This is a genomic window from Xanthomonas sp. CFBP 8151 (assembly GCF_011761885.1).
Lineage (GTDB): Bacteria > Pseudomonadota > Gammaproteobacteria > Xanthomonadales > Xanthomonadaceae > Xanthomonas > Xanthomonas arboricola_B.
In genome coordinates this window covers 1,450,590-1,468,427 of the sequence record NZ_JAASQZ010000001.1, presented here as the reverse complement: position 1 = coordinate 1,468,427, position 17,838 = coordinate 1,450,590, and the positions used below count along the sequence as shown (strand labels likewise).

General features: G+C 67.8%; 14 protein-coding genes. 4 read left to right on the top strand and 10 right to left on the bottom strand.

Going from position 1 to position 17,838, the window contains the following annotated elements; all coding sequences use genetic code 11:
- Nucleotides 1–63: 63 nt before the first annotated feature.
- The 9 genes from FHT08_RS06250 to FHT08_RS06210 form a co-directional block, all read right to left on the bottom strand.
- Nucleotides 64–1,935, bottom strand: a complete 1,872-nt coding sequence (locus tag FHT08_RS06250) for a DUF885 family protein (protein ID WP_166774572.1) — start codon at nt 1,933–1,935, stop codon at nt 64–66.
- The gene (locus FHT08_RS06245) at nt 1,932–3,749 is read right to left on the bottom strand and encodes a DUF885 family protein (protein WP_166774571.1); all 1,818 of its coding nucleotides are present in this window, start codon (nt 3,747–3,749) and stop codon (nt 1,932–1,934) included. The genes FHT08_RS06250 and FHT08_RS06245 overlap by 4 nt, the downstream gene beginning before the upstream one ends.
- Nucleotides 3,750–3,864: 115 nt before the next feature.
- Nucleotides 3,865–5,064 (bottom strand): Xaa-Pro peptidase family protein, encoded by a 1,200-nt coding sequence (locus FHT08_RS06240; RefSeq protein WP_166774570.1) that lies wholly within the window; start codon nt 5,062–5,064, stop codon nt 3,865–3,867.
- Nucleotides 5,061–6,677 (bottom strand): aldehyde dehydrogenase family protein, encoded by a 1,617-nt coding sequence (locus FHT08_RS06235; protein WP_166774569.1) that lies wholly within the window; start codon nt 6,675–6,677, stop codon nt 5,061–5,063. The genes FHT08_RS06240 and FHT08_RS06235 overlap by 4 nt, the downstream gene beginning before the upstream one ends.
- Nucleotides 6,678–6,863: 186 nt before the next feature.
- Complete coding sequence (locus FHT08_RS06230) at nt 6,864–7,772, bottom strand: dihydrodipicolinate synthase family protein (RefSeq protein WP_166774568.1); 909 nt, start codon at nt 7,770–7,772, stop codon at nt 6,864–6,866.
- A complete protein-coding gene (locus FHT08_RS06225) occupies nt 7,769–9,082 on the bottom strand; it encodes an FAD/NAD(P)-binding oxidoreductase (protein ID WP_166774567.1) in 1,314 nt (437 codons plus the stop codon). The genes FHT08_RS06230 and FHT08_RS06225 overlap by 4 nt, the downstream gene beginning before the upstream one ends.
- Nucleotides 9,075–9,320: a 2Fe-2S iron-sulfur cluster-binding protein gene (locus tag FHT08_RS06220; RefSeq protein WP_104536954.1), complete on the bottom strand. Its 246-nt coding sequence runs from the start codon at nt 9,318–9,320 to the stop codon at nt 9,075–9,077. Before FHT08_RS06220 ends, FHT08_RS06225 begins: the two co-directional genes overlap by 8 nt.
- Nucleotides 9,317–10,507, bottom strand: coding sequence for an FAD-dependent oxidoreductase (locus tag FHT08_RS06215; protein ID WP_243848950.1), 1,191 nt, complete (start codon nt 10,505–10,507; stop codon nt 9,317–9,319). The genes FHT08_RS06220 and FHT08_RS06215 overlap by 4 nt, the downstream gene beginning before the upstream one ends.
- Entirely contained in the window at nt 10,507–11,445 is a 939-nt protein-coding gene (locus FHT08_RS06210; protein ID WP_166774566.1) for a proline racemase family protein, read from the bottom strand. Before FHT08_RS06210 ends, FHT08_RS06215 begins: the two co-directional genes overlap by 1 nt.
- 160 nt (nt 11,446–11,605) lie before the next feature.
- On the opposite strand from FHT08_RS06210, the gene FHT08_RS06205 reads away from it, so the two are divergent.
- The 4 genes from FHT08_RS06205 to FHT08_RS06190 all read left to right on the top strand — a co-directional run bounded on the left by FHT08_RS06205 (nt 11,606) and on the right by FHT08_RS06190 (nt 15,884).
- The gene (locus FHT08_RS06205; RefSeq protein WP_104606512.1) at nt 11,606–12,322 is read left to right on the top strand and encodes an AraC family transcriptional regulator; all 717 of its coding nucleotides are present in this window, start codon (nt 11,606–11,608) and stop codon (nt 12,320–12,322) included.
- A gap of 205 nt (nt 12,323–12,527) precedes the next feature.
- Nucleotides 12,528–14,183, top strand: a complete 1,656-nt coding sequence (gene ftsY, locus FHT08_RS06200) for a signal recognition particle-docking protein FtsY (RefSeq protein ID WP_166774565.1) — start codon at nt 12,528–12,530, stop codon at nt 14,181–14,183.
- Nucleotides 14,184–14,509: 326 nt separating this feature from the next.
- Nucleotides 14,510–15,583: an A/G-specific adenine glycosylase gene (gene mutY / locus FHT08_RS06195; RefSeq protein ID WP_166774564.1), complete on the top strand. Its 1,074-nt coding sequence runs from the start codon at nt 14,510–14,512 to the stop codon at nt 15,581–15,583.
- Between the two features lie 22 nt (nt 15,584–15,605).
- Nucleotides 15,606–15,884, top strand: a complete 279-nt coding sequence (locus FHT08_RS06190; protein ID WP_104606474.1) for an oxidative damage protection protein — start codon at nt 15,606–15,608, stop codon at nt 15,882–15,884.
- A gap of 277 nt (nt 15,885–16,161) precedes the next feature.
- Here the strand turns inward: FHT08_RS06190 and FHT08_RS06185 are convergent, their stop codons facing one another.
- The gene (locus FHT08_RS06185; RefSeq protein WP_166774563.1) at nt 16,162–17,787 is read right to left on the bottom strand and encodes a hybrid sensor histidine kinase/response regulator; all 1,626 of its coding nucleotides are present in this window, start codon (nt 17,785–17,787) and stop codon (nt 16,162–16,164) included.
- Between the last annotated feature and the right edge of the window lie 51 nt (nt 17,788–17,838).

The following is a 17,838-nucleotide window of genomic DNA, read 5'->3' as shown; positions in this document are numbered from 1 at the left end:
GTCGCCCCGAAGCGTGGATACGCGGTTGGTGTAGCGAAGAACGTCGGCGGGTGATGTCCTGGATCAGTCGCTGGCAGATGCCTTGGCCGCTGCGGCCGCCGACCCGGTAGCATCTTCGGCGGCATACGGCGAGACACCACCGTCGGCGATGAAGCGGTCGATGCGCGCCTCCAGCACCGGCAAGGGCACCGAGCCGGTCTGCAGCACCGCATCGTGGAAATGGCGCAAATCGAATTTTTCGCCCAGGGCGGCTTCGGCCTTGCGCCGCAGCTGCAGGATCTTCAGCTCGCCCAGGTAATACGACAACGCCTGCCCCGGCCAGGCGATGTAGCGGTCCACCTCGGTGGTGACTTCGTGCTCGCTCAAGGCGGTGTTGTCGCGCAGATAGGCCTGCGCCTGCGCGCGCGTCCAGCCCTTGTGGTGGATGCCGGTATCGATCACCAGGCGGCAGGCGCGCCACATCTGGTAGGTGAGATAGCCGAAGCGGTCATAGGGCGTGTCGTACATGCCCATCTCCTGGCCCAGGTACTCCGAATACAGGGCCCAGCCTTCGCCATAGGCAGAGATGTAGGCGTAGCGGCGAAACTCCGGCAGCCCTTGCGCCTCTGCCGCCAGCGGCATCTGCAGCGCGTGGCCGGGCGAGGACTCGTGCAACGTCAGTGCGGTCAGGTTGTACAGCGGCCGCGACGGCAGGTTGTAGGTGTTGACCAGATAGATGCCCGGGCCACCGCGCCCGCCGGTGTAGAACGGCGCCAGCTCCGGCGGTACCGGCTCGATCGCGAAGCGTCGGCGCGGCAGCCGGCCGATGTAATCGCCCACCTTGGCGTCCACGCGCTTGGCGATCCAGGCGGCCTGCTTGAGCAACTGTTCCGGCGTCTTGGCATAGAACTGCGGGTCGCTGCGCAGGAACTGCAGGAAGGCAGGAAACACCGCCTGCCCGGCCGGCGCCTTGAAGCCGCTGGCGGCGATGGTCTGATCCATCTGCGTGCGCAGCCTGGCCACTTCCTGCAGACCGATCTGGTGGATCTGCTCCGGGCTCAACTCCAGCGTGGTGAACTCGCGGATCTGCGCGCGGTAATACGCCTGCCCGTCCGGCAAGGCCTCGCCGGCCAGCGTGGTGCGCGCGCGCGGCTGGTACTCGTTGCGGATGAAGTCCAGCAGCTTCGCGTAGGCCGGCAGCACCTGCGTATCGATGGTCTGCACTGCCTGCTGGCGCAATTGCGCCTGCACATCGGCAGGCAGCGTGGCCGGCATCTGCTTGAACGGTGCGTAGAACGGATTGGCCTCGCCCTTGGCCTGCACCATGTCGGCGATGGACTGGTCGCGCCCGTTCAGGGTCACCCGGGGCTGGCTGAAACCGCGCGCCAGGCCGGCACGCATATTGTCGGTGTGCTCGGCGAAATAGCGCGGGATATCGGCCAGCATCTTCAGATAGCGCTGGTAGTCCTCGCGCGTACGCAGCTTGGCCTCGGCGCTGAAACCCAGGTCGCTCCAGAACGCCGAGTCGCTGTTGAACGGCATTTCCCAGGCGCGAAAATGCTGCTGATCCAGCAGCACCAGCAACTGCTGCCGGTACACCTGGTAGCTCACCTGATCTTCGGCCGGCAACTGCGTTGCCGGAATCGCATCCAGCTCCTTCAACGCCTGTTGCCAGTACGCAGTGCGCAGGTTTTGCGTGGCCACATCGACCTTGGGCAGATGGTCGGACTGCCTGTCCTGCGTGGCCTGGTTGTCTTCATCCACCGCGCCGGACAGCTGCGCCTGGCGCCAGCGCCATTCGCGCATGTACAGCGCCTTGAAGCGTGCCGCTGCACTGTCTTGCGTGCTTGCTGCGGGTGCAGGTGCAGCGGCCTGTGCTTGCGACACGGTACCGCCCAGGCTGGCAACAATCAGCACACTCAATGCGCTCGCGCGCCAGACACTGCTGGTCTTCATCCGCGTGCCTCCGGCGCCGCCTTGGCCTGTGCAATCCACTGGCGCACGCGCTGCTGCAGCATCGCCAGCGGCATTGCGCCGCCGCCGAGCACCGCATCGTGGAAGGCGCGCACATCGAAGCGATCGCCGAGTTCTTTTTCCGCCTCGGCACGCAGCGCAAGAATCTGCAGCTGCCCCAACTTGTAGCCCAACGCCTGGCCCGGCCAGACGATGTAGCGATCGGTTTCGGACTGGATGCTGGGCTCGTCATCGGACGGATGCGCATGGAAGAAATCCACCATCTGCTGGCGGTTCCAGCGCTTGTAATGCACGCCGGTGTCGAGCACCAGGCGATTGGCGCGCAACAGCTCGCCGGACAGCCGGCCGTAGTCGTTGTACGGGTCCTTGAAGAAACCGATCTCCTTGCCCAGGCGCTCGGCGTACAGCGCCCAGCCTTCGATATAGGCGTTGTAGCCGGCCTGCTGGCGGAACGGCGGCAATGGCAGCGTCTGGGCGAGCGAGATCTGCAGGTGATGGCCCGGCACGCCCTCGTGATAGGCGGTGGTTTCGATATTGACCAGCGTGCGGCTGGCGAAGTCGCTGGTGTTGACCTTGACGATGGCCGGCTTGGTGCCTTCCGGATTGCTCTGCCAGTATTCGGCGCCGGGCGCGCTGCGTCGGAATGCTGGCATCGCCTGCACTTCCAATGGCGTCTTCGGCAAATGGCCGAACAGCTTGGGCAACTCGGGTTCCATCGCGGCGATGTAATCGCGGTACTGCTGCAGGATCTGCTCGCCGGAGCTGGCGAAGTGGCGCTTGTCGGTGTCCACCGCCTTGCGGAAGCTGGCCAGGTCGGCAAAGCCCTGCGCCTTGGCGATCACCGTCATCTCGCCTTCGATGCGCGCCACTTCCTTCAGGCCGATCTGATGGATCTCCTCCGGCGCCATGTCGGTGGTGGTCTGGGTGCGGATGGCGTAGCGATAGCGGCGTTCGCCATCGGGCAGCGACCACAGGCCTTCCTGCGCACGCCCTTGCGCGGCGTACTCGTCGCGCACGAACGCGGCCAGCTTGGCGTAGGCCGGGCGCACCTGCTGCTCGATCGCGGCCAGCAACTGCGTGCGCAGCGCAGCGCGCTGGTCGGCCGGCACTGCGGCATCGAGTTTTTTCAGCGGCGAGGCGAACGGGCTCTGCTCGCCGGTCAGCGCGGCGATCTTGTCGATCTGCTCGGGCAGGCGCTCCAGCAGATAACGCGGCTGCACCAGCCCCTCCTTGGCGCCCTGCCGCGACACCGCAATCACCTGGTCGATCACCGTCGGAATGGTCTGCAGGCGCTTGATGTAGTCCTGATAATCCTTGGCGTTCTCAAACGGAAACGCATCGCCGTAACCGGCCAGCCCCAGCTGGATGCCACCGATCGGCTCCAGCGGCATCGCATAGGTCTTCAGGTCGATGCCTTCCAGCTTGTCGCGCAACTGGCCGAGCATCATCTGCAGGCTGAGCTGGCGTTGCTCGTCCAGCGTCTTGCTGTCGATCGCTTCGAATTGCGTGAGCAGCTCGGCAGTGGCGGTGCGCTCGGCCTGCACGGCCTGAAGCGAATAATCGCTCCAACGATCGTTGTAACGCTTGTCGCCGATGATGCTGGCGAACTCCGGGTTGTGCTGCAACTGGTACTGCCATTGCTTGTCCAGCAGCGCATCGAAGGCCTCGGCGGCCTGTTCGCTGGTTGGCGCAGGCGTGGCCGCAGCTGCCGTCTCCGCTGCCGGCGGTGCCGGCTTGCAGGCAGTGAACAAGGCGGCGGCCAGCAGGCCGATGGCGACGGGACGCAGGTGGTTCATGCAGTGACTCCAAGATGCAACGGCGACTGTAGGAGCGCGCCTGAGCGCGACGGCTTTATCGGGACTGCCCGTCGCGCCCGGGCGCGCTCCTACGCGTGCGTGAGCCTGTAACGGCTCATGCAAACGGTTGATCGATCGCCGGCGACGGCGGCGTAAACCACTGCGCGCCGGTATCGGTGACGTAAAAGTGGTCTTCCAGGCGCACCCCGAACGCACCGGGCACCACGATCATCGGCTCGTTGCTGGCGCACATGCCCGGCTGCAGCGGCTGCGCATTGCCGCGCACCAGATACGGCGCTTCGTGGATCGCCAGGCCGCAGCCATGGCCGGTGCGGTGCGGCAATCCCGGCAAGCGGTAGTCCGGCCCCAGCCCTGCGGCCTCCAGCACGCTGCGCGCGGCCTGGTCCACCGCTTCGCAGGCGAGCCCGGGGCGGATCGCCGCAAACGCCGCTGCCTGCGCCGCCTGCTCCAGGTCCCAGATGCGCCGTTGCGCGTCGTCGGGCGTGCCGTAGATCCAGGTGCGGGTGATATCGGAGTGATAACCCTGCACGGTGCAGCCGGTGTCGATCAGCACCAGTTCGCCTGCGCGCAGGTGCTGCACGCCGGGAATGCCGTGCGGAAACGCGGTGGCATGGCCGAACTGCACGATGCAGAAGGTCGAGCCGTTGTCCGCGCCCAGCGCGCGGTGCGCCTCGTCGATGAAGCGCACCAGCTGGTCGGTGCCGATGCCCTCCTGCGCGATGCCGGCGGCCAGCCGCTGCACCAGCAAGGTCATGTCGCAGGCCTGCTGCATCAGCGCCAGCTCGGCCGGCGACTTGCACATGCGGCAGCCGTCGATGATGGCCGCGGCATCGCGGATCGCCGTGCCCAGGTGCGCGCGCAGGCCGGTGTGCACGGCAAAGGCGATGCCCGGATCCAGCGCCAGCGCATGCGCGTGGCGGTCGTCCATCACCTGCACCACCAGCGCGTACGGATCCTCGTGTTCTTCCCACAGATGTTTGGCGACCGCGATCTTCAGCACCGCATCCAGCGAGCCTTCTTCGAACGCGGGGCAGATCAGCACCGGGTCGCCGTCCAGCGTGAGCAGCAGCGCGACCAGGCGCTCGCTCGCGCCCCAGGGCACGCCGGTGAAATAACGCAGCGAGGTGCCCGCGCCGATCAACAGCGCATCCACGCCGTGCGCGCGCATCAGGCGGCGTGCGCGTTCGATGCGCTGTGCGTACTCCTGCGCGGCGATCGGTGCGGCGCGCTGCGTCCACGGCGTCAACTGCGCGCGCGCCTGCTCCAGCGACACCCCGCCGATCTGGCTGCTCATGCGCCCGCTCCGAGGTCGGCGGTGCTCCATTGCCCATCGACCAGACGCGCCACACCGCCCGGATTGCGCTGGCGCAATTCGGCCGGCAACAAGGCGTCCGGCACCGCGTCGTAGCTGTGCAAGGCGGCGAAGCGGCGGATCGAACCGGGCATGCCCACCGCGGTGAACCCCGGGTGCCCGGTGCTGGGGAACGGCCCGCCATGATTCTGCGCCGCGCTCACCGCCACGCCGGTCGGCATCTTGCTGTTGATCAACCGCCCCACCCGCGCCCGCAGCACCGGTGCGATGGCCTGCCAGGCCGCATCGTCGCTGCCATCGGTTGCGCGATACAAGGTGCCGGTGAGATTGCCTTCGAACGCAGCGGCGACCTGCGTCATCTGCGCGAGGTCGCGCGCACGTACCAGCAGGCTCACTGGCCCGAAGGCCTCGGTCTGCAGCGCATGCGGGCTGGCGAGGAACGCCTGCCCATCCACGCTCAACAACGTCGGCGCATAGCGATAGCCGTCTTCGCCGGTATGCCCGCCGGCAAGCAGCGCGGCGCCGGCAGCGCGCAGGGCTGCCACACCGTGTTGCACGCCTTCCACGCCGGCACCGGAAAACAGCACCATCGGCATGGCGGCCTCGAAATGCGCCGTGGTCGCGGCCACGAACGCATCGCCGGCCTCGCCCTGCGGCACCACCACCACCCCGGGATTGGTGCAGAACTGGCCGCTGCCCAGGGTGCACGAGGAGAAGAATTCCTGCGCCAGCGCGGCGCCGCGTTCGGCCAGTGCGCCCGGCAGCAGGAACACCGGGTTGACGCTGGACAGCTCGGCATAGAACGGCACGCCGGCCGCATCGGCGGCCGCCTTCAGCGCCAGCCCGCCCGCACGGCTGCCGGTGAAGCCGATCGCTCCCAGCCGCGCATCGCCGGCCAGCCGCAGGCCGGTGGCGTTGTCGACGTGATACAGCAGCTGCACCGCCGCAGCCGGCAGGCCCGCCGCAAGCAAGGCTGTGTGCGCAAGCTGGGCCATGCGCCGGCTGGTGGCCGGATGCAGCGGATGCGCCTTGGCGATTACCGGGTTGCGCGCGGCAATGGCAGAGGCGAAATCGCTGCCGGCAATGGCATTGAAGGCGAACGGGAAATTGTTCGGGCCAAACACCACCACCGGCTTGCCGAGCGGCGCCAGATGCGAACGCAGATCGGCAGCGGTGTCGATGATGGGCTGGGTCCAGCCATAGCTGCGCACTGCCTGGGCGGCCTGACGCAACTGCCCGCTGGTGCGCGGCAGCTCGTTGCCACGCAGGCGCGTGGGCGCCGGCAATGCGGTTTCTGCATGGGCAAGCGCCACCAGGGTGTCGGCATCGGCATCCAGCGCGTCGGCGTAGGCGTCCAGGAATGCGGCAATCCTTTCGACCGGTGCTGCCGCAAGTTCCGCTGCAACCGCCTGCGCTGCCGCAACCGCAATGTCGACATCCTCCGCACCGCTGACCGGAAACTGCGGCCCGATCGCCTTGCCCGTGCTCGGGTCGGCGGCACGGAAGCTGGCGCTCGCCGCGCGACTGGGTTGCCACCGGCCGGCCAGCAATACCTCGGCCTGCTGTGTTGGCGGGGAGTGGAGCGTCTCGTTCATTGCGGCACCTTCGGTTGCATGAGGACAGACCCTGCGCACTGTGCAGCAGGGGCCGACCAAAAAACGACGCGGATGTCGCGCTGATGCGACATCCTCATCGACCCACCTCGCGCTACGCCGGCCACCGCGTCCGCGCGTGAATCCGCGCGCGGCCTCCATCCGGTGGCGTGCAGCGCGAGCTCATCGTCAGGACAGTTTGGGCGCAGTGGCGATGGCGTGATCGATGACCTTGAGCGCCGCCTCGCGCTCGGCGCCGTCGACCACCAGGCGCGGGGCGCGCACGCGCTCGCTGCCCACGCCGACCTTTTCCTGCACCAGTTTGATCAACTGCACGAACTTGGGCACGGTATCCAGGCGCAGCAGCGGCAGGAACCAGTCGTAGAGTTCCTTCGCCGCCGGGTAGCCGCCGTCGCGCGCGAGTTCGAACAGGCGCACCGATTCCTTCGGGTACGCGTTGACCAGGCCGGCGATCCAGCCCTTGGCGCCCATGCTCAGGCCTTCGACGATGGCATCGTCCATACCCACCAGCAGCGCCAGACGCTCGCCCAGCAGCTCCTGCAGCGCGGCGAAGCGGCGCACGTCGCCCGAGGATTCCTTCACTGCCTGCAGGTTGGGGAATTCGGCGGCCAGCTCGGCGATCTGCGCCGGGCCGAAATCGGTCTTGTAGGCCACCGGGTTGTTGTACAGGATCACCGGCAGGTCGGTGGCGGCGATCACCGCGCGCACATGCGCGCCCATCTCGCGCCAGTCGGTGGAGTAGACGTAGGGCGGCAACACCATCAGCCCGCCGCAACCGAGGTCCTTGGCCGCCTTGGCCAGCGCCACCGCCTCACCGGTCGCCAGGCTGGCGATGCCCGGCACCACCGGCACGCGGCCGTTCAATGCGCCGACCAGCGTCTTGAGCACGGCCAGCTTGTCGTCCACGCTCAAGGTGGCCGCTTCGCCCAGCGAACCCAGCGGCACGATCGCGGTGCAGCCGGCATCCACCAGTTGATTGGCGTGCTTGGCGAGGAAGTCGTGATCGATCTCGCCGGAGGCGGTGAACGGGGTGGTGATGGCCGGCAGCACGCCGTGCCAGAACGCAGCAATACTCATGGATGATTCCCTTGCGAGTCGGAAGTGAACGGGTCGGCTAGCGCCGCGAGGCGGACCGGGAACAACGGCGGCCGGCGGCCGGCGTCGGTGGAAAGCGTGGGCGGGCAACGCCCCAGTTCGGTGAGCGCGGTGCCGCAGATGCGGCCCTGGCAGGCGCCCATGCCGCAGCGCGAAGCGAGCTTGGCATCGCGTGCATCGTTGAAGTTGTCCAGCGCGGCCAGCGGCACGTCCTCGCAGCGGCACACCAGCGTGTCGGGCTGCGCCAGCGCGCGGATGCGTGGATTCAGCGCGAACTGCCGTTGCAGCACCTCGGCGAACGCACGCGCGGCACGCCGCCGCGGCTGCAGGCGCAGCGCAGCGTCCGGTGCGTCGGCAGCCATGTGCCCGGCCATGGCGCCCTCGATCAGCGCGCAGTCGCGTCCGCCGATGCCGCAGGCTTCGCCGGCTGCAAAGACCTGCCTGACGCTGGTGCGCAGCAACGCATCCACATGCACCTGTTGATGCGCGCCATACGCATCCAGCCGGCAACCGAGCAGCTGTGCAAGCTCGGTGTTGGGCACCAGGCCATAGCCCACCGCCAACTGGTCGCAGGCAAGCCGCGTGCGACCGGCAGGCCCTTCGATCTCGATTTCGCGCAGTTGTGTGTCGCCATCTGCGGAGACGACAAAGCTGCCGGCGCGATAGGCCACCGCGCGCAATTGCAGGCGTAGCGCCACCGCCTGCGCCGCCTTGCCCGGCCAGCGCCACAACTGCAATGCAAACTGCCGCAACGCAGCTTTAGAGGTCTGTTCGTGGATGCCGAGCACCCGCGCGCCATGCCGTTGCAGCGTGGCCGCACTGGCCAGCAGCAGCGGGCCGCTGCCGGCGACCACCACGCGCTTGCCGGCCAGCGGCCAGCCCTGCTTGGCCAGCGCCTGCGCCGCGCCGGCGCCGGTGACGCCGGGCAAGGTCCAGCCCGGAAACGGCAGCAGCAATTCGCGTGCGCCGGTGGCCAGCACCAGGGCGGCGTAATGCAGTTGCACGGAACCGTCCGGGCCATCGGCCAACAGCCAGCCCGGCTGCGCCAGCAGGATCTGCGTCTGCGTCAGCAGCGTGATCGATGACGCGGCCTGTACCTGCCGCAACAGCGCGCGCGCATCGGCCGGTGCGCCGTGCCGCACATCGTTGCGCCACACCTGCCCGCCGGCACGCGGCTGCATGTCGACCACGCCGACCCGCACGCCATGACCGGCTGCCGCCTGCGCCGCCGCCAGGCCGGCCGGGCCGGCGCCGATCACCAGCACGTCGAAATGCTGCACGCGCTCAGCCATCGGTGCGTACCTGCATGCCGTTACGCGCATCCACCAGGCAGGCGCGTTGCTGGCCGACGCCGTCGATGCGCACCCGGCATTCGAAACACACGCCCATGCCGCACAACGGCGCGCGCGGCTGGCCGCTGCATGATTGCCGGAAATGCAGCGTCGCCAGCGCCACCGCAGCGGCCACGCTGGCGCCGGCCGGCACCTCGACCGCTTGCGCATCCACGTGCAGACGCACCATCGCGCTCATGCGGCCGCACCGTGCACGGCGCGCGCCGGAGCGTACGGGCTGGGGTCGATGGCCGGGGTACGCCCGAGCAGGCTGTCCACGATCACCCGCGCGCTCCCCAGCGCCGTGGTGACCCCCAACCCCTCGTGACCGGCGGCCACCCACACGTCGCGCCGGCCGGGCACCGCCCCGAGATACGGGCGCCCGTCCGGCGTGGCCGGGCGCAGCCCGGTCCACACCCGGATCGCCTGCAACTCGCGCAGCACCGGCAGATACGCGAATGCGCGCTGCAACATCTGCTGCAGCACCGGCAGCGACAGCGCGCGGTCGTGCTCGCCGAACTGGCGCGAGGAGCCGATCAGGATCTGCCCGGTCGGCCGCGGCTGCACATTGAACGCCACGCTGGTGGCGTCGGCGCCATGCGCCGAATCGGCGTAGCCCAGTTCCAGTAGCTGATGCCGGATCAAGCCCGGATGCCGGTCGGTGATGACCAGATGGCCCTTGCGCGGGCGCAGTGCCAGCTCGGGCAACAACTGCGGCAAGGCCACGCCGCTGGCCACCAGCACCGGGCCGGCCAACAGCTGGCCATCGTCCAGACGCACCCCATGCGCCTGCAGCTGCTCCACCTTGCGGCCCGCAAACAGGTGCGCACCTGCCTTGCAGGCCAGGCTCACCAGATGCCGCGCCACCCGCGGCGGATACACCACGGCTTCACCGGGCACGCGCATGCCGCCGGCCAGGCCCGGCGCCAGTTGCGGCTCCAGTGCATACAACTGGCCGGCATCGATGGCGTCGGCATGCAGGCCGGCCGCCGCCAGCCGCGCGATCTTGGCCGGCACCGTCGCCAGTTCGCGCGCATCGCGGGCCACCCACAGCGTGCCGCAGCGGCTGAATTCGGCCTCGCTCAGTTGTGCAAAACGCTCCCACAGCCGCAGCGAATACGCCGACAGCGCCAGCTCGGCGGGGTCGTCGTCCATCGCCACCAAGTGCCCCATCGCCGCCGCGGTGGAACCGCCACCGATCGGCCCCGGCTCGACGATCGCCACGCGCAGCCCTTCGCACGCGGCCGCCTCGGCGCAGGCCGCGCCGACGATGCCCGCGCCCACCACGATCAGGTCGTAGCTGCGTCGCGTGGACGCTGCCGACGGCGCCGCATCGGCGGCCGGCGCGCTGCCAACTCCCTCCGATGCTGGCCGCACGGCGTCCATCAGGCCACGATTCCCCAGGCGAACGGGTCGGCCGGGTCGATCAGCAGCTGCGCGCGTGCGGTGATGTAGGCGTGCCCGCTGATGCGTGGCGCAATGCCACGCCCGCTGAGGCGATAGCTGCCTTCGAAGGCGCTGCCCAGAATGCCCTGCTGCACCCAGCGCTCGCCTTCGGCCAGCTTGCCGTCGGCGGCCAGGCAGGCCAGCTTGGCACTGGTGCCGGTGCCGCACGGCGAGCGGTCGTAGGCCAGCCCCGGGCACAGCACGAAGTTGCGCGCCGCGCCGCTGCCGTCGGGCGCGGCGCCGTTGATTTCGATATGGTCGATCTCGCCGCCGGCCTCGCCGCTGATGCCGGCCGCGTCCAGCGCCAGCCGGATCGCTTCGGTATAGGCGGTCAGCTCGCGCTGATGCGCCAGGTCCAGCGCACACGGCGCCTGCCCGGTGATGAAGAACCAGTTGCCGCCCCAGGCCACATCGCCGCGCACCGTTCCGTAACCCGGTACGTCCACGTCCACCTCGGTCGCTATGCGATAGCTCTCGACATTGTCGACCGACACCGTGCCGTCTTCGGCCAGTTCCACGCCCACCGTGCCGACCGGCGTCTCGATGCGGTGCTGGCCCGGCGCGATGCGCCCCAGCTCGGCCAGCGTGCGCACCACCCCCATGGTGCCGTGCCCGCACATACCCAGGTAGCCGACGTTGTTGAAGAAGATCACCCCGGTGCAGGCGCTAGGGTCGCGGGCGGGCAGCAGCAAGGCGCCGACCATGGTGTCCGAGCCGCGCGGTTCGCAGGCGATCGCGCTGCGCCACTGGTCGAATTCGCGGCCAAACCGCTCGCGGCATTGCGCCAGATCGCCATCGCCCAGATCGGGGAAGCCGGAGAGGACCACGCGGGTAGGTTCGCCGGCCGTATGGGAATCGATGACGTCGATGCTGTGCATGGCTCATGCTCCCACTGCCGGCTGGCAGGCGACTAGCGTCCAATGCGAGTTGCAAATGCGGAACTCTGCACAATCGACAAGCCGGCCCACAGCCCCGCGTTTGCGCTAGGATCAATACAGGGCCGCGCCTTTCGTGCAGCCGTCAATCGTGACCGCCACCATGACGCCGATGGACCTCAACCTTCCCGCGCTGGAAATGCAGACGCTGTTCGATGCGCTGCCGGACGTGGTGTTCTTCATCAAGGACAGCGAGGGCCGCTACACCCACTGCAACCTGACGCTGGTGCGCCGGCTCGGACGCAAGCTGCGTAGCGAAATCATCGGCCGCTCGCCACTGGAAGTGTTTCCGCTGCCGCTGGGCGGAAGCTACATGATGCAGGACCGCCGCGTGCTGTGTGGCGAGCTCATCGACAACCAGTTGGAGGTGCATCTGTATCCCAACCGCCTGCCCGGCTGGTGCCTGACCTTCAAGCGCCCGCTCTGCGAGGCCAACGAAGTGATTGGCGTGGTCGGCATCTCGCGCGATCTGGGCCAGCCCGACAGCCGGCACTCGGCGTACGAGCGTCTGAGCCAGGTGATGGATCACATGCAGGCCCATTTCGGCGACAACCTGCGCGTGCAGAGTCTGGCCGACCTGGCCGGTCTGTCGGTGGCGCAGCTGGAACGGCACTTCCGTCGCGTGTTCCAGGTGACCCCGCAGCAACTGCTGACCAAGCTGCGCATCGAATCGGCGATGCGGCTGCTGTACGGCGACGACAGCATCGCCAGCATCGGGCAACGCTGCGGCTTCGCCGACCAGAGCGCATTCGCACGTCAGTTCAAGGCAACCGTCGGCATGACCCCGCGCGATTACCGTGCGCTCAAGGGTCAATTGTAGGCACGTAAACATACCCTGACACAGCGCTGGCACAAATGCCGAATTCGGCAGCATTTGTGGTGCTGCGGCGACGCAGTTTGCCCCGGTTGTTGCACTGCTGTTGCGGTGCTTAGGATGTGGCCCGGACAGGGTCGCGCTGAAGGTCGCGTCAAGGCGACCCTGGGCCCGGATGGTAGAATTTCGGGTTTCCCCTACTGCGTTGCCAATGGCCAGCTTTTTCCGCCGCAACAAACCAACCACGCCCGACAGCGCGCGTACCTCGCGCTATAGCCTGGAAGAACTGGCAGCCGCATTCCCCACCGCGCCGTCTGCCGCCACCCCGGCATCGCCGGTCGAGGCAATGCCGACTGCCGAACCCGGCACATCGGCAACGACAGCGTCGCCCGCCCCCACCACACCCGCGCGCAGCGATGCGGTAACGCCAACGCCAGCCGCAACGCCGCCTGTTGCGGCGCCGGCCGAACAGCTTGCGCAGGACATCGCCACGCGCACTGGCCAGGCGCAGAGCATTGCCGCGGTTCCCAGCGCGCCCGCGCCGCCGGCGACGCCCGCGCCTGCGGCCTTGCAGGCGCTGCCCGATCCGGTTCCGTCTGCCGCGTCACAGGCTCCCATTGCAGTGGTGGTGCCGACAGTAGTGGTGCCACCAGTAGTCGCGCAGCCTCATAGCGCGCCCATGCAGCCGGCAGGCACGCCGGCACCGACGCCTGCGCAAGGCGCCATGCCCGCAGTCGTACCGTCGACCACAACGCCTGCTGTCGTTGCACCTGCTGTCGTGACGCCTGCCGCCACAACAGCTGCGCCCGCAGTGCAACCGGCCCTCGCCCCGTTGCCCGCCGCCGCGCCCAGTGTCGTCGCCCCTGCCGTGATCGGCGCTCCAGCGCCGGCCAGCTCCGACAACGACAGCATCGTCGGCCAGCGCGATGCGCTACCGGCCGCTCCGGCCGGCAAGCCGGGCTGGCGCGATCGTCTGCGCAACAGCAGCTTCGCGCGCAGCTTCGGCGGTCTGTTCTCACGCAACCCCAAGCTCGACGACGATCTGCTTGACGAGATCGAAACCGCGCTGATCACCGCCGACGTCGGGATCGGCGCGACCACCGCCCTGGTCGAAGGGCTGCGCAAGCGCATGAAGTCGCGCGAGTTCGTCGATGCGCAGGCGATGTTCAAGGCCTTGCGCGCCGACCTCATCGCGCTGTTGCAGCCGGTCTCCAAACCGCTGGTCATCGACCGTTCGGCCAAGCCCTTCGTGGTGCTCACCGTCGGCGTCAACGGGGTCGGCAAGACCACCACCATCGGCAAGCTGGCCAAGCGCTTCAAGGACGACGGCAACAGCCTGATGCTGGCCGCCGGCGACACCTTCCGCGCCGCGGCAGTGGCGCAGCTGCAGGCCTGGGGCGATCGCAACGGCGTGGCGGTGATCGCGCAGGGGCAGAATGCCGACGCGGCCTCGGTGGCGTTCGACGCGCTGCAGGCCGCCAAGGCGCGCGGCACCGAGGTATTGATCGCCGACACCGCCGGCCGCCTGCATACCCAGACCGGGCTGATGAACGAGCTGGGCAAGATCCGCCGCGTGCTCGGCAAGATCGATGCCGCCGCACCGCACGAGGTGCTGATGGTCATCGACGGCACCACCGGCCAGAACGCCATCTCGCAGCTGCGCCAGTTCCATGCCGCAGTCGGCGTCACCGGCCTGGTCGTGACCAAGCTCGATGGCACCGCCAAGGGCGGCGTGGTGTTCGCACTGGCGCGCGAGTTCAATATTCCGATCCGCTTCGCCGGCATCGGCGAGCGCCCGGAAGACCTGCGCGTATTCGACCCGGTCGCCTTCGTCGATGCCTTGCTGCCGGAAGCCTTGGGCAGCTGAGTGGAAGACGCCTGCCCGCATCTGCAGCCCCTGTACGCAAGCGCGTTGCAGGCCGGCCGCGCGGTGCAGCAGGTGTCGCACGGCTGGTCGCGTGCCAAACGCGTGCTGGAGTTCGCGCGCCCCATGCCCGCTGCGCTGCGTGCAACGCAGTGCAGCGATGCTGCAGTGTCTTACTACCACGCACCTCAGGCGCCGCATTGGCCTGGCGATGAAGGCTTCTTCTGCCAGCAGTGCCTGGTCTGCATTGCGTTCCCACTGCGCTGAGATCGCCACCGCAACACCGCGCTTGTGCTCAGCACCGCCCTCCTTCGCCGCCAGCAGACCTCATGCCCGCAGATCTCGCCGCTTCATCCGCTGACGCCTTCGTCGCCCTGTTGCTGCACTGGTTCGACGGCCATGGCCGCCACGACCTGCCCTGGCAACATCCGCGCGCGCCGTACCGGGTGTGGCTGTCGGAAATCATGCTGCAGCAGACCCAGGTCGCGGTGGTCATTCCGTACTTCCACAAGTTCGTCGCCCGCTTTCCGACCCTGGCCGACCTGGCCGCAGCCGACAACGACACGGTGATGGCGCACTGGGCCGGGCTGGGCTATTACGCACGTGCACGCAATCTGCATGCTGCGGCCAAACAATGCGTCGCCCTGCACGGTGGCGAGTTGCCGCGCGATTTCGATGCGTTGCTGGCGTTGCCCGGCATCGGCCGCAGCACCGCCGGCGCCATCCTCAGCCAGGCCTGGAACGACCGCTTCGCGATCATGGACGGCAACGTCAAACGCGTGCTGACGCGCTTCCACGGCATTGCCGGCTACCCCGGCTTGCCGGCGATCGAAAAGCAGTTGTGGCAACTGGCAACGACACATGTGGCGCAGGTGCCGGCCGGCCGCCTGGCCGACTACACCCAGGCGCAAATGGATTTCGGCGCCACACTGTGCACACGCGCCAAACCGGCCTGCGTGCTGTGCCCGCTGCAGGACGACTGCGTGGCGCGCCGCGACGGCCTGGTGGAAGCACTGCCCACGCCCAAGCCCGGCAAGGCGTTGCCCGAGCGCGAAGCCACCGCCTTGCTGCTGGAAAACGCGGACAGGCAGATCCTGCTGCAGCGCCGCCCGCCGACCGGCATCTGGGCCTCGCTGTGGACGCTGCCGCAGGCCGAGACCGACAGCGGCATGCGCGCATGGTTCGACAACCACATCGAGGGCGACTACGAACGCGCCGACGAGATGCCGTTGATCGTGCACACTTTCAGCCATTACCGCCTGCATCTGCAGCCGTTGCGCGTACGCAAGGTCGCACTGCGCCCTGCGGTACGCGACAATGACGACCTGCGCTGGGTCGCCCGCGCCGATCTCGCATCGCTGGGTCTGCCGGCGCCGATCCGCAAGCTGCTCGACGCACTGTAAGCACGCACTTCAAGGAATCCGCATGTCCCGCACCGTGTTCTGCCAGTACCAGCAAAGCGACGCCGAAGGCCTGGATTTCGTACCGTATCCCGGCGAGCTCGGCCAGCGCATCTTCGCGCAGATCGGCAAGACCGCCTGGCAAGCGTGGTTGGCACACCAGACCATGCTGATCAACGAAAACCGGCTGTCGCCGCGCGACCCCAAGCACCGCGCCTTTCTCGAAGCCGAGTTGCAGAAGTTCCTGTTCGAACGCAACGCTGACAAGCCGGATGGCTATGTCGCGCCGATGAGCGAAGAGTAAGCACGTCGGGATTCAGCGCGGCCAACAGACCACTGCGCTCACTGCCGGGCGGGCGCGGCCGGTAACCGGGATCGGCGTGCATCACGCATGCCCTCCAGATCCTGCGCAACACTTCCTTCGGGCCGGGCACTGCTGGCCGCGGCTTTAGCCGTTCTCAGATAGGACAGAACGAGCGGAGCGCAGCGAAGGATAGGCCTGCAACGCAGCAGCCGCTACACGATCGCAGCGATCATCTGCAGGCGACATCCGGGCATCGCATCGCCCGGATGCGTGCGCCTCAACCGACGCCGGTCGGCCCGTCCAGCAGCATGCGGATCCGCTTGAGCAGCTCCTTCTGCGTATACGGTTTGTTGACCACGTCGAACTCCGCGCCGCCCACGTCGGTGCGCTGAATGCTGGCATCGGCATAGCCGGTGGTCAGCAGGACCTTGATCCTGGGCAGCATGCGCCGCGCCTCGCGGGCCAGCACCACGCCATTCATGCCGCCGGGCATGATCAGATCGGTGAACAGCGCATCCACTTCCGCATGCTGCTCGAGTAACTCGATCGCCTCGCGCCCGCTGGCTGCAGAGAGAATGCGGTAACCGGTGTTTTCCAGGAACATCCTGGCCACCACCGCCACGTCCTGCTTGTCTTCCACCACCAGGATAGTTTCGCTGCCGCCCTTGTCGATGGCACGGCTCTTGACGGCCTGCAGGTCGTTCTCGAACTCGTTGGATGCGGGAAAATACAACCGCACCGTGGTGCCTTCGCCTACTTCGCTGTAGATGCGCACGGTGCCGCCGGACTGCTTGACGAAGCCGTACACCATCGACAGGCCCAGGCCCGTCCCCTGCCCTTCGTCCTTGGTGGTGAAGAACGGCTCCATGACCCGGCTGGCGACGTCCGGTGGCATCCCCGAGCCGGTGTCGCTGACGGCAATGCTCACATAGCGACCCGGCGCCAACTGGTGGTGCATGGCCAGATCGTGGCTGGTGATTTCCACGTTATGGGTCTGCACGGTCACTTCCTTGCGCTCGGACTGCGCCATCGCATCGCGCGCATTGATCAGCACGTTCAACAGCGCCACTTCGGCCTGGGTGGTGTCGATCTGGCAGTTCCACAGCCCCTCTTCCAGCGACTGTCGCAGACTGATGCCGCCCCCTAGCGTGCGCTCGGCCATGTTGTTCATGCCCGACACCAGGCCATTGAGATTGACCACCCGCCCCCGCAATTTCTGCTTGCGCGAAAACGCAAGCAGTTGCTGGGTCAGGGTGGCCGCCTTGGCCGCGGCCGTTGCGGCATGTTCGGCGCTGAAGGCGATGCGTTCGGCATTCCTGGCGGCATCGCCGGAGACCATCATCTGGATCACTTCCAGATGCCCGGACATCACCTGCAGCAGATTGTTGAAATCGTGCGCGATGCCGCCGGTCAACTGCCCCAGCGCTTCCATCTTCTGCGCCTGGCGCAAGGCGTCCTCGGCATCGCGACGACGACTCACGTCCAGCTGCGAACCGAAGAAGTAGACCAGGTTGCCTTGCTCGTCGAACACCGGCGAGACGAAAAGTGCGTTCCAGAACGAGGAGCCATCCTTGCGGTAATTCAGCACCTCGGTGGCGAATTCGCGGCGTTGCTCGATGGACTCGCGCACGTCCTGCACGCTGGCCGGATCGGTTTCCGGACCCTGCAGGAAACGGCAGTTGTTGCCGATGATCTCCTCAGACGAATACCCGGTCATTTCCAGGAACGCCCGGTTGGCGAACACGATCGGATTGTCCGGCAGATGCGGATCGGTCACGGTCATCGGCATTCGCGTGGTTTCCACCGCCGCAAAGAAGATATCCGAGCGGTGCTTATCGACAGGAAGACTGCGCGATTCGCCGATGTGAGGCGCCCTTAGCTCTGCGTCGCCGGGATCGTTCAAGTGCATGTTCTCCGCGGGGCCATTCCCGTGGCAATAGTCTAGTCAGGGCCG

Bases quoted from the DNA above. Each gene is read 5' to 3' on its own strand.
- FHT08_RS06250 (WP_166774572.1), bottom strand. From the start codon at position 1,935: ATGAAGACCAGCAGTGTCTGGCGCGCGAGCGCATTGAGTGTGCTGATT.
- FHT08_RS06245 (WP_166774571.1), bottom strand. From the start codon at position 3,749: ATGAACCACCTGCGTCCCGTCGCCATCGGCCTGCTGGCCGCCGCCTTG.
- FHT08_RS06240 (WP_166774570.1), bottom strand. From the start codon at position 5,064: ATGAGCAGCCAGATCGGCGGGGTGTCGCTGGAGCAGGCGCGCGCGCAG.
- FHT08_RS06235 (WP_166774569.1), bottom strand. From the start codon at position 6,677: ATGAACGAGACGCTCCACTCCCCGCCAACACAGCAGGCCGAGGTATTG.
- FHT08_RS06230 (WP_166774568.1), bottom strand. From the start codon at position 7,772: ATGAGTATTGCTGCGTTCTGGCACGGCGTGCTGCCGGCCATCACCACC.
- FHT08_RS06225 (WP_166774567.1), bottom strand. From the start codon at position 9,082: ATGGCTGAGCGCGTGCAGCATTTCGACGTGCTGGTGATCGGCGCCGGC.
- FHT08_RS06220 (WP_104536954.1), bottom strand. From the start codon at position 9,320: ATGAGCGCGATGGTGCGTCTGCACGTGGATGCGCAAGCGGTCGAGGTG.
- FHT08_RS06215 (WP_243848950.1), bottom strand. From the start codon at position 10,507: ATGGACGCCGTGCGGCCAGCATCGGAGGGAGTTGGCAGCGCGCCGGCC.
- FHT08_RS06210 (WP_166774566.1), bottom strand. From the start codon at position 11,445: ATGCACAGCATCGACGTCATCGATTCCCATACGGCCGGCGAACCTACC.
- FHT08_RS06205 (WP_104606512.1), top strand. From the start codon at position 11,606: ATGACGCCGATGGACCTCAACCTTCCCGCGCTGGAAATGCAGACGCTG.
- ftsY (WP_166774565.1), top strand. From the start codon at position 12,528: ATGGCCAGCTTTTTCCGCCGCAACAAACCAACCACGCCCGACAGCGCG.
- mutY (WP_166774564.1), top strand. From the start codon at position 14,510: ATGCCCGCAGATCTCGCCGCTTCATCCGCTGACGCCTTCGTCGCCCTG.
- FHT08_RS06190 (WP_104606474.1), top strand. From the start codon at position 15,606: ATGTCCCGCACCGTGTTCTGCCAGTACCAGCAAAGCGACGCCGAAGGC.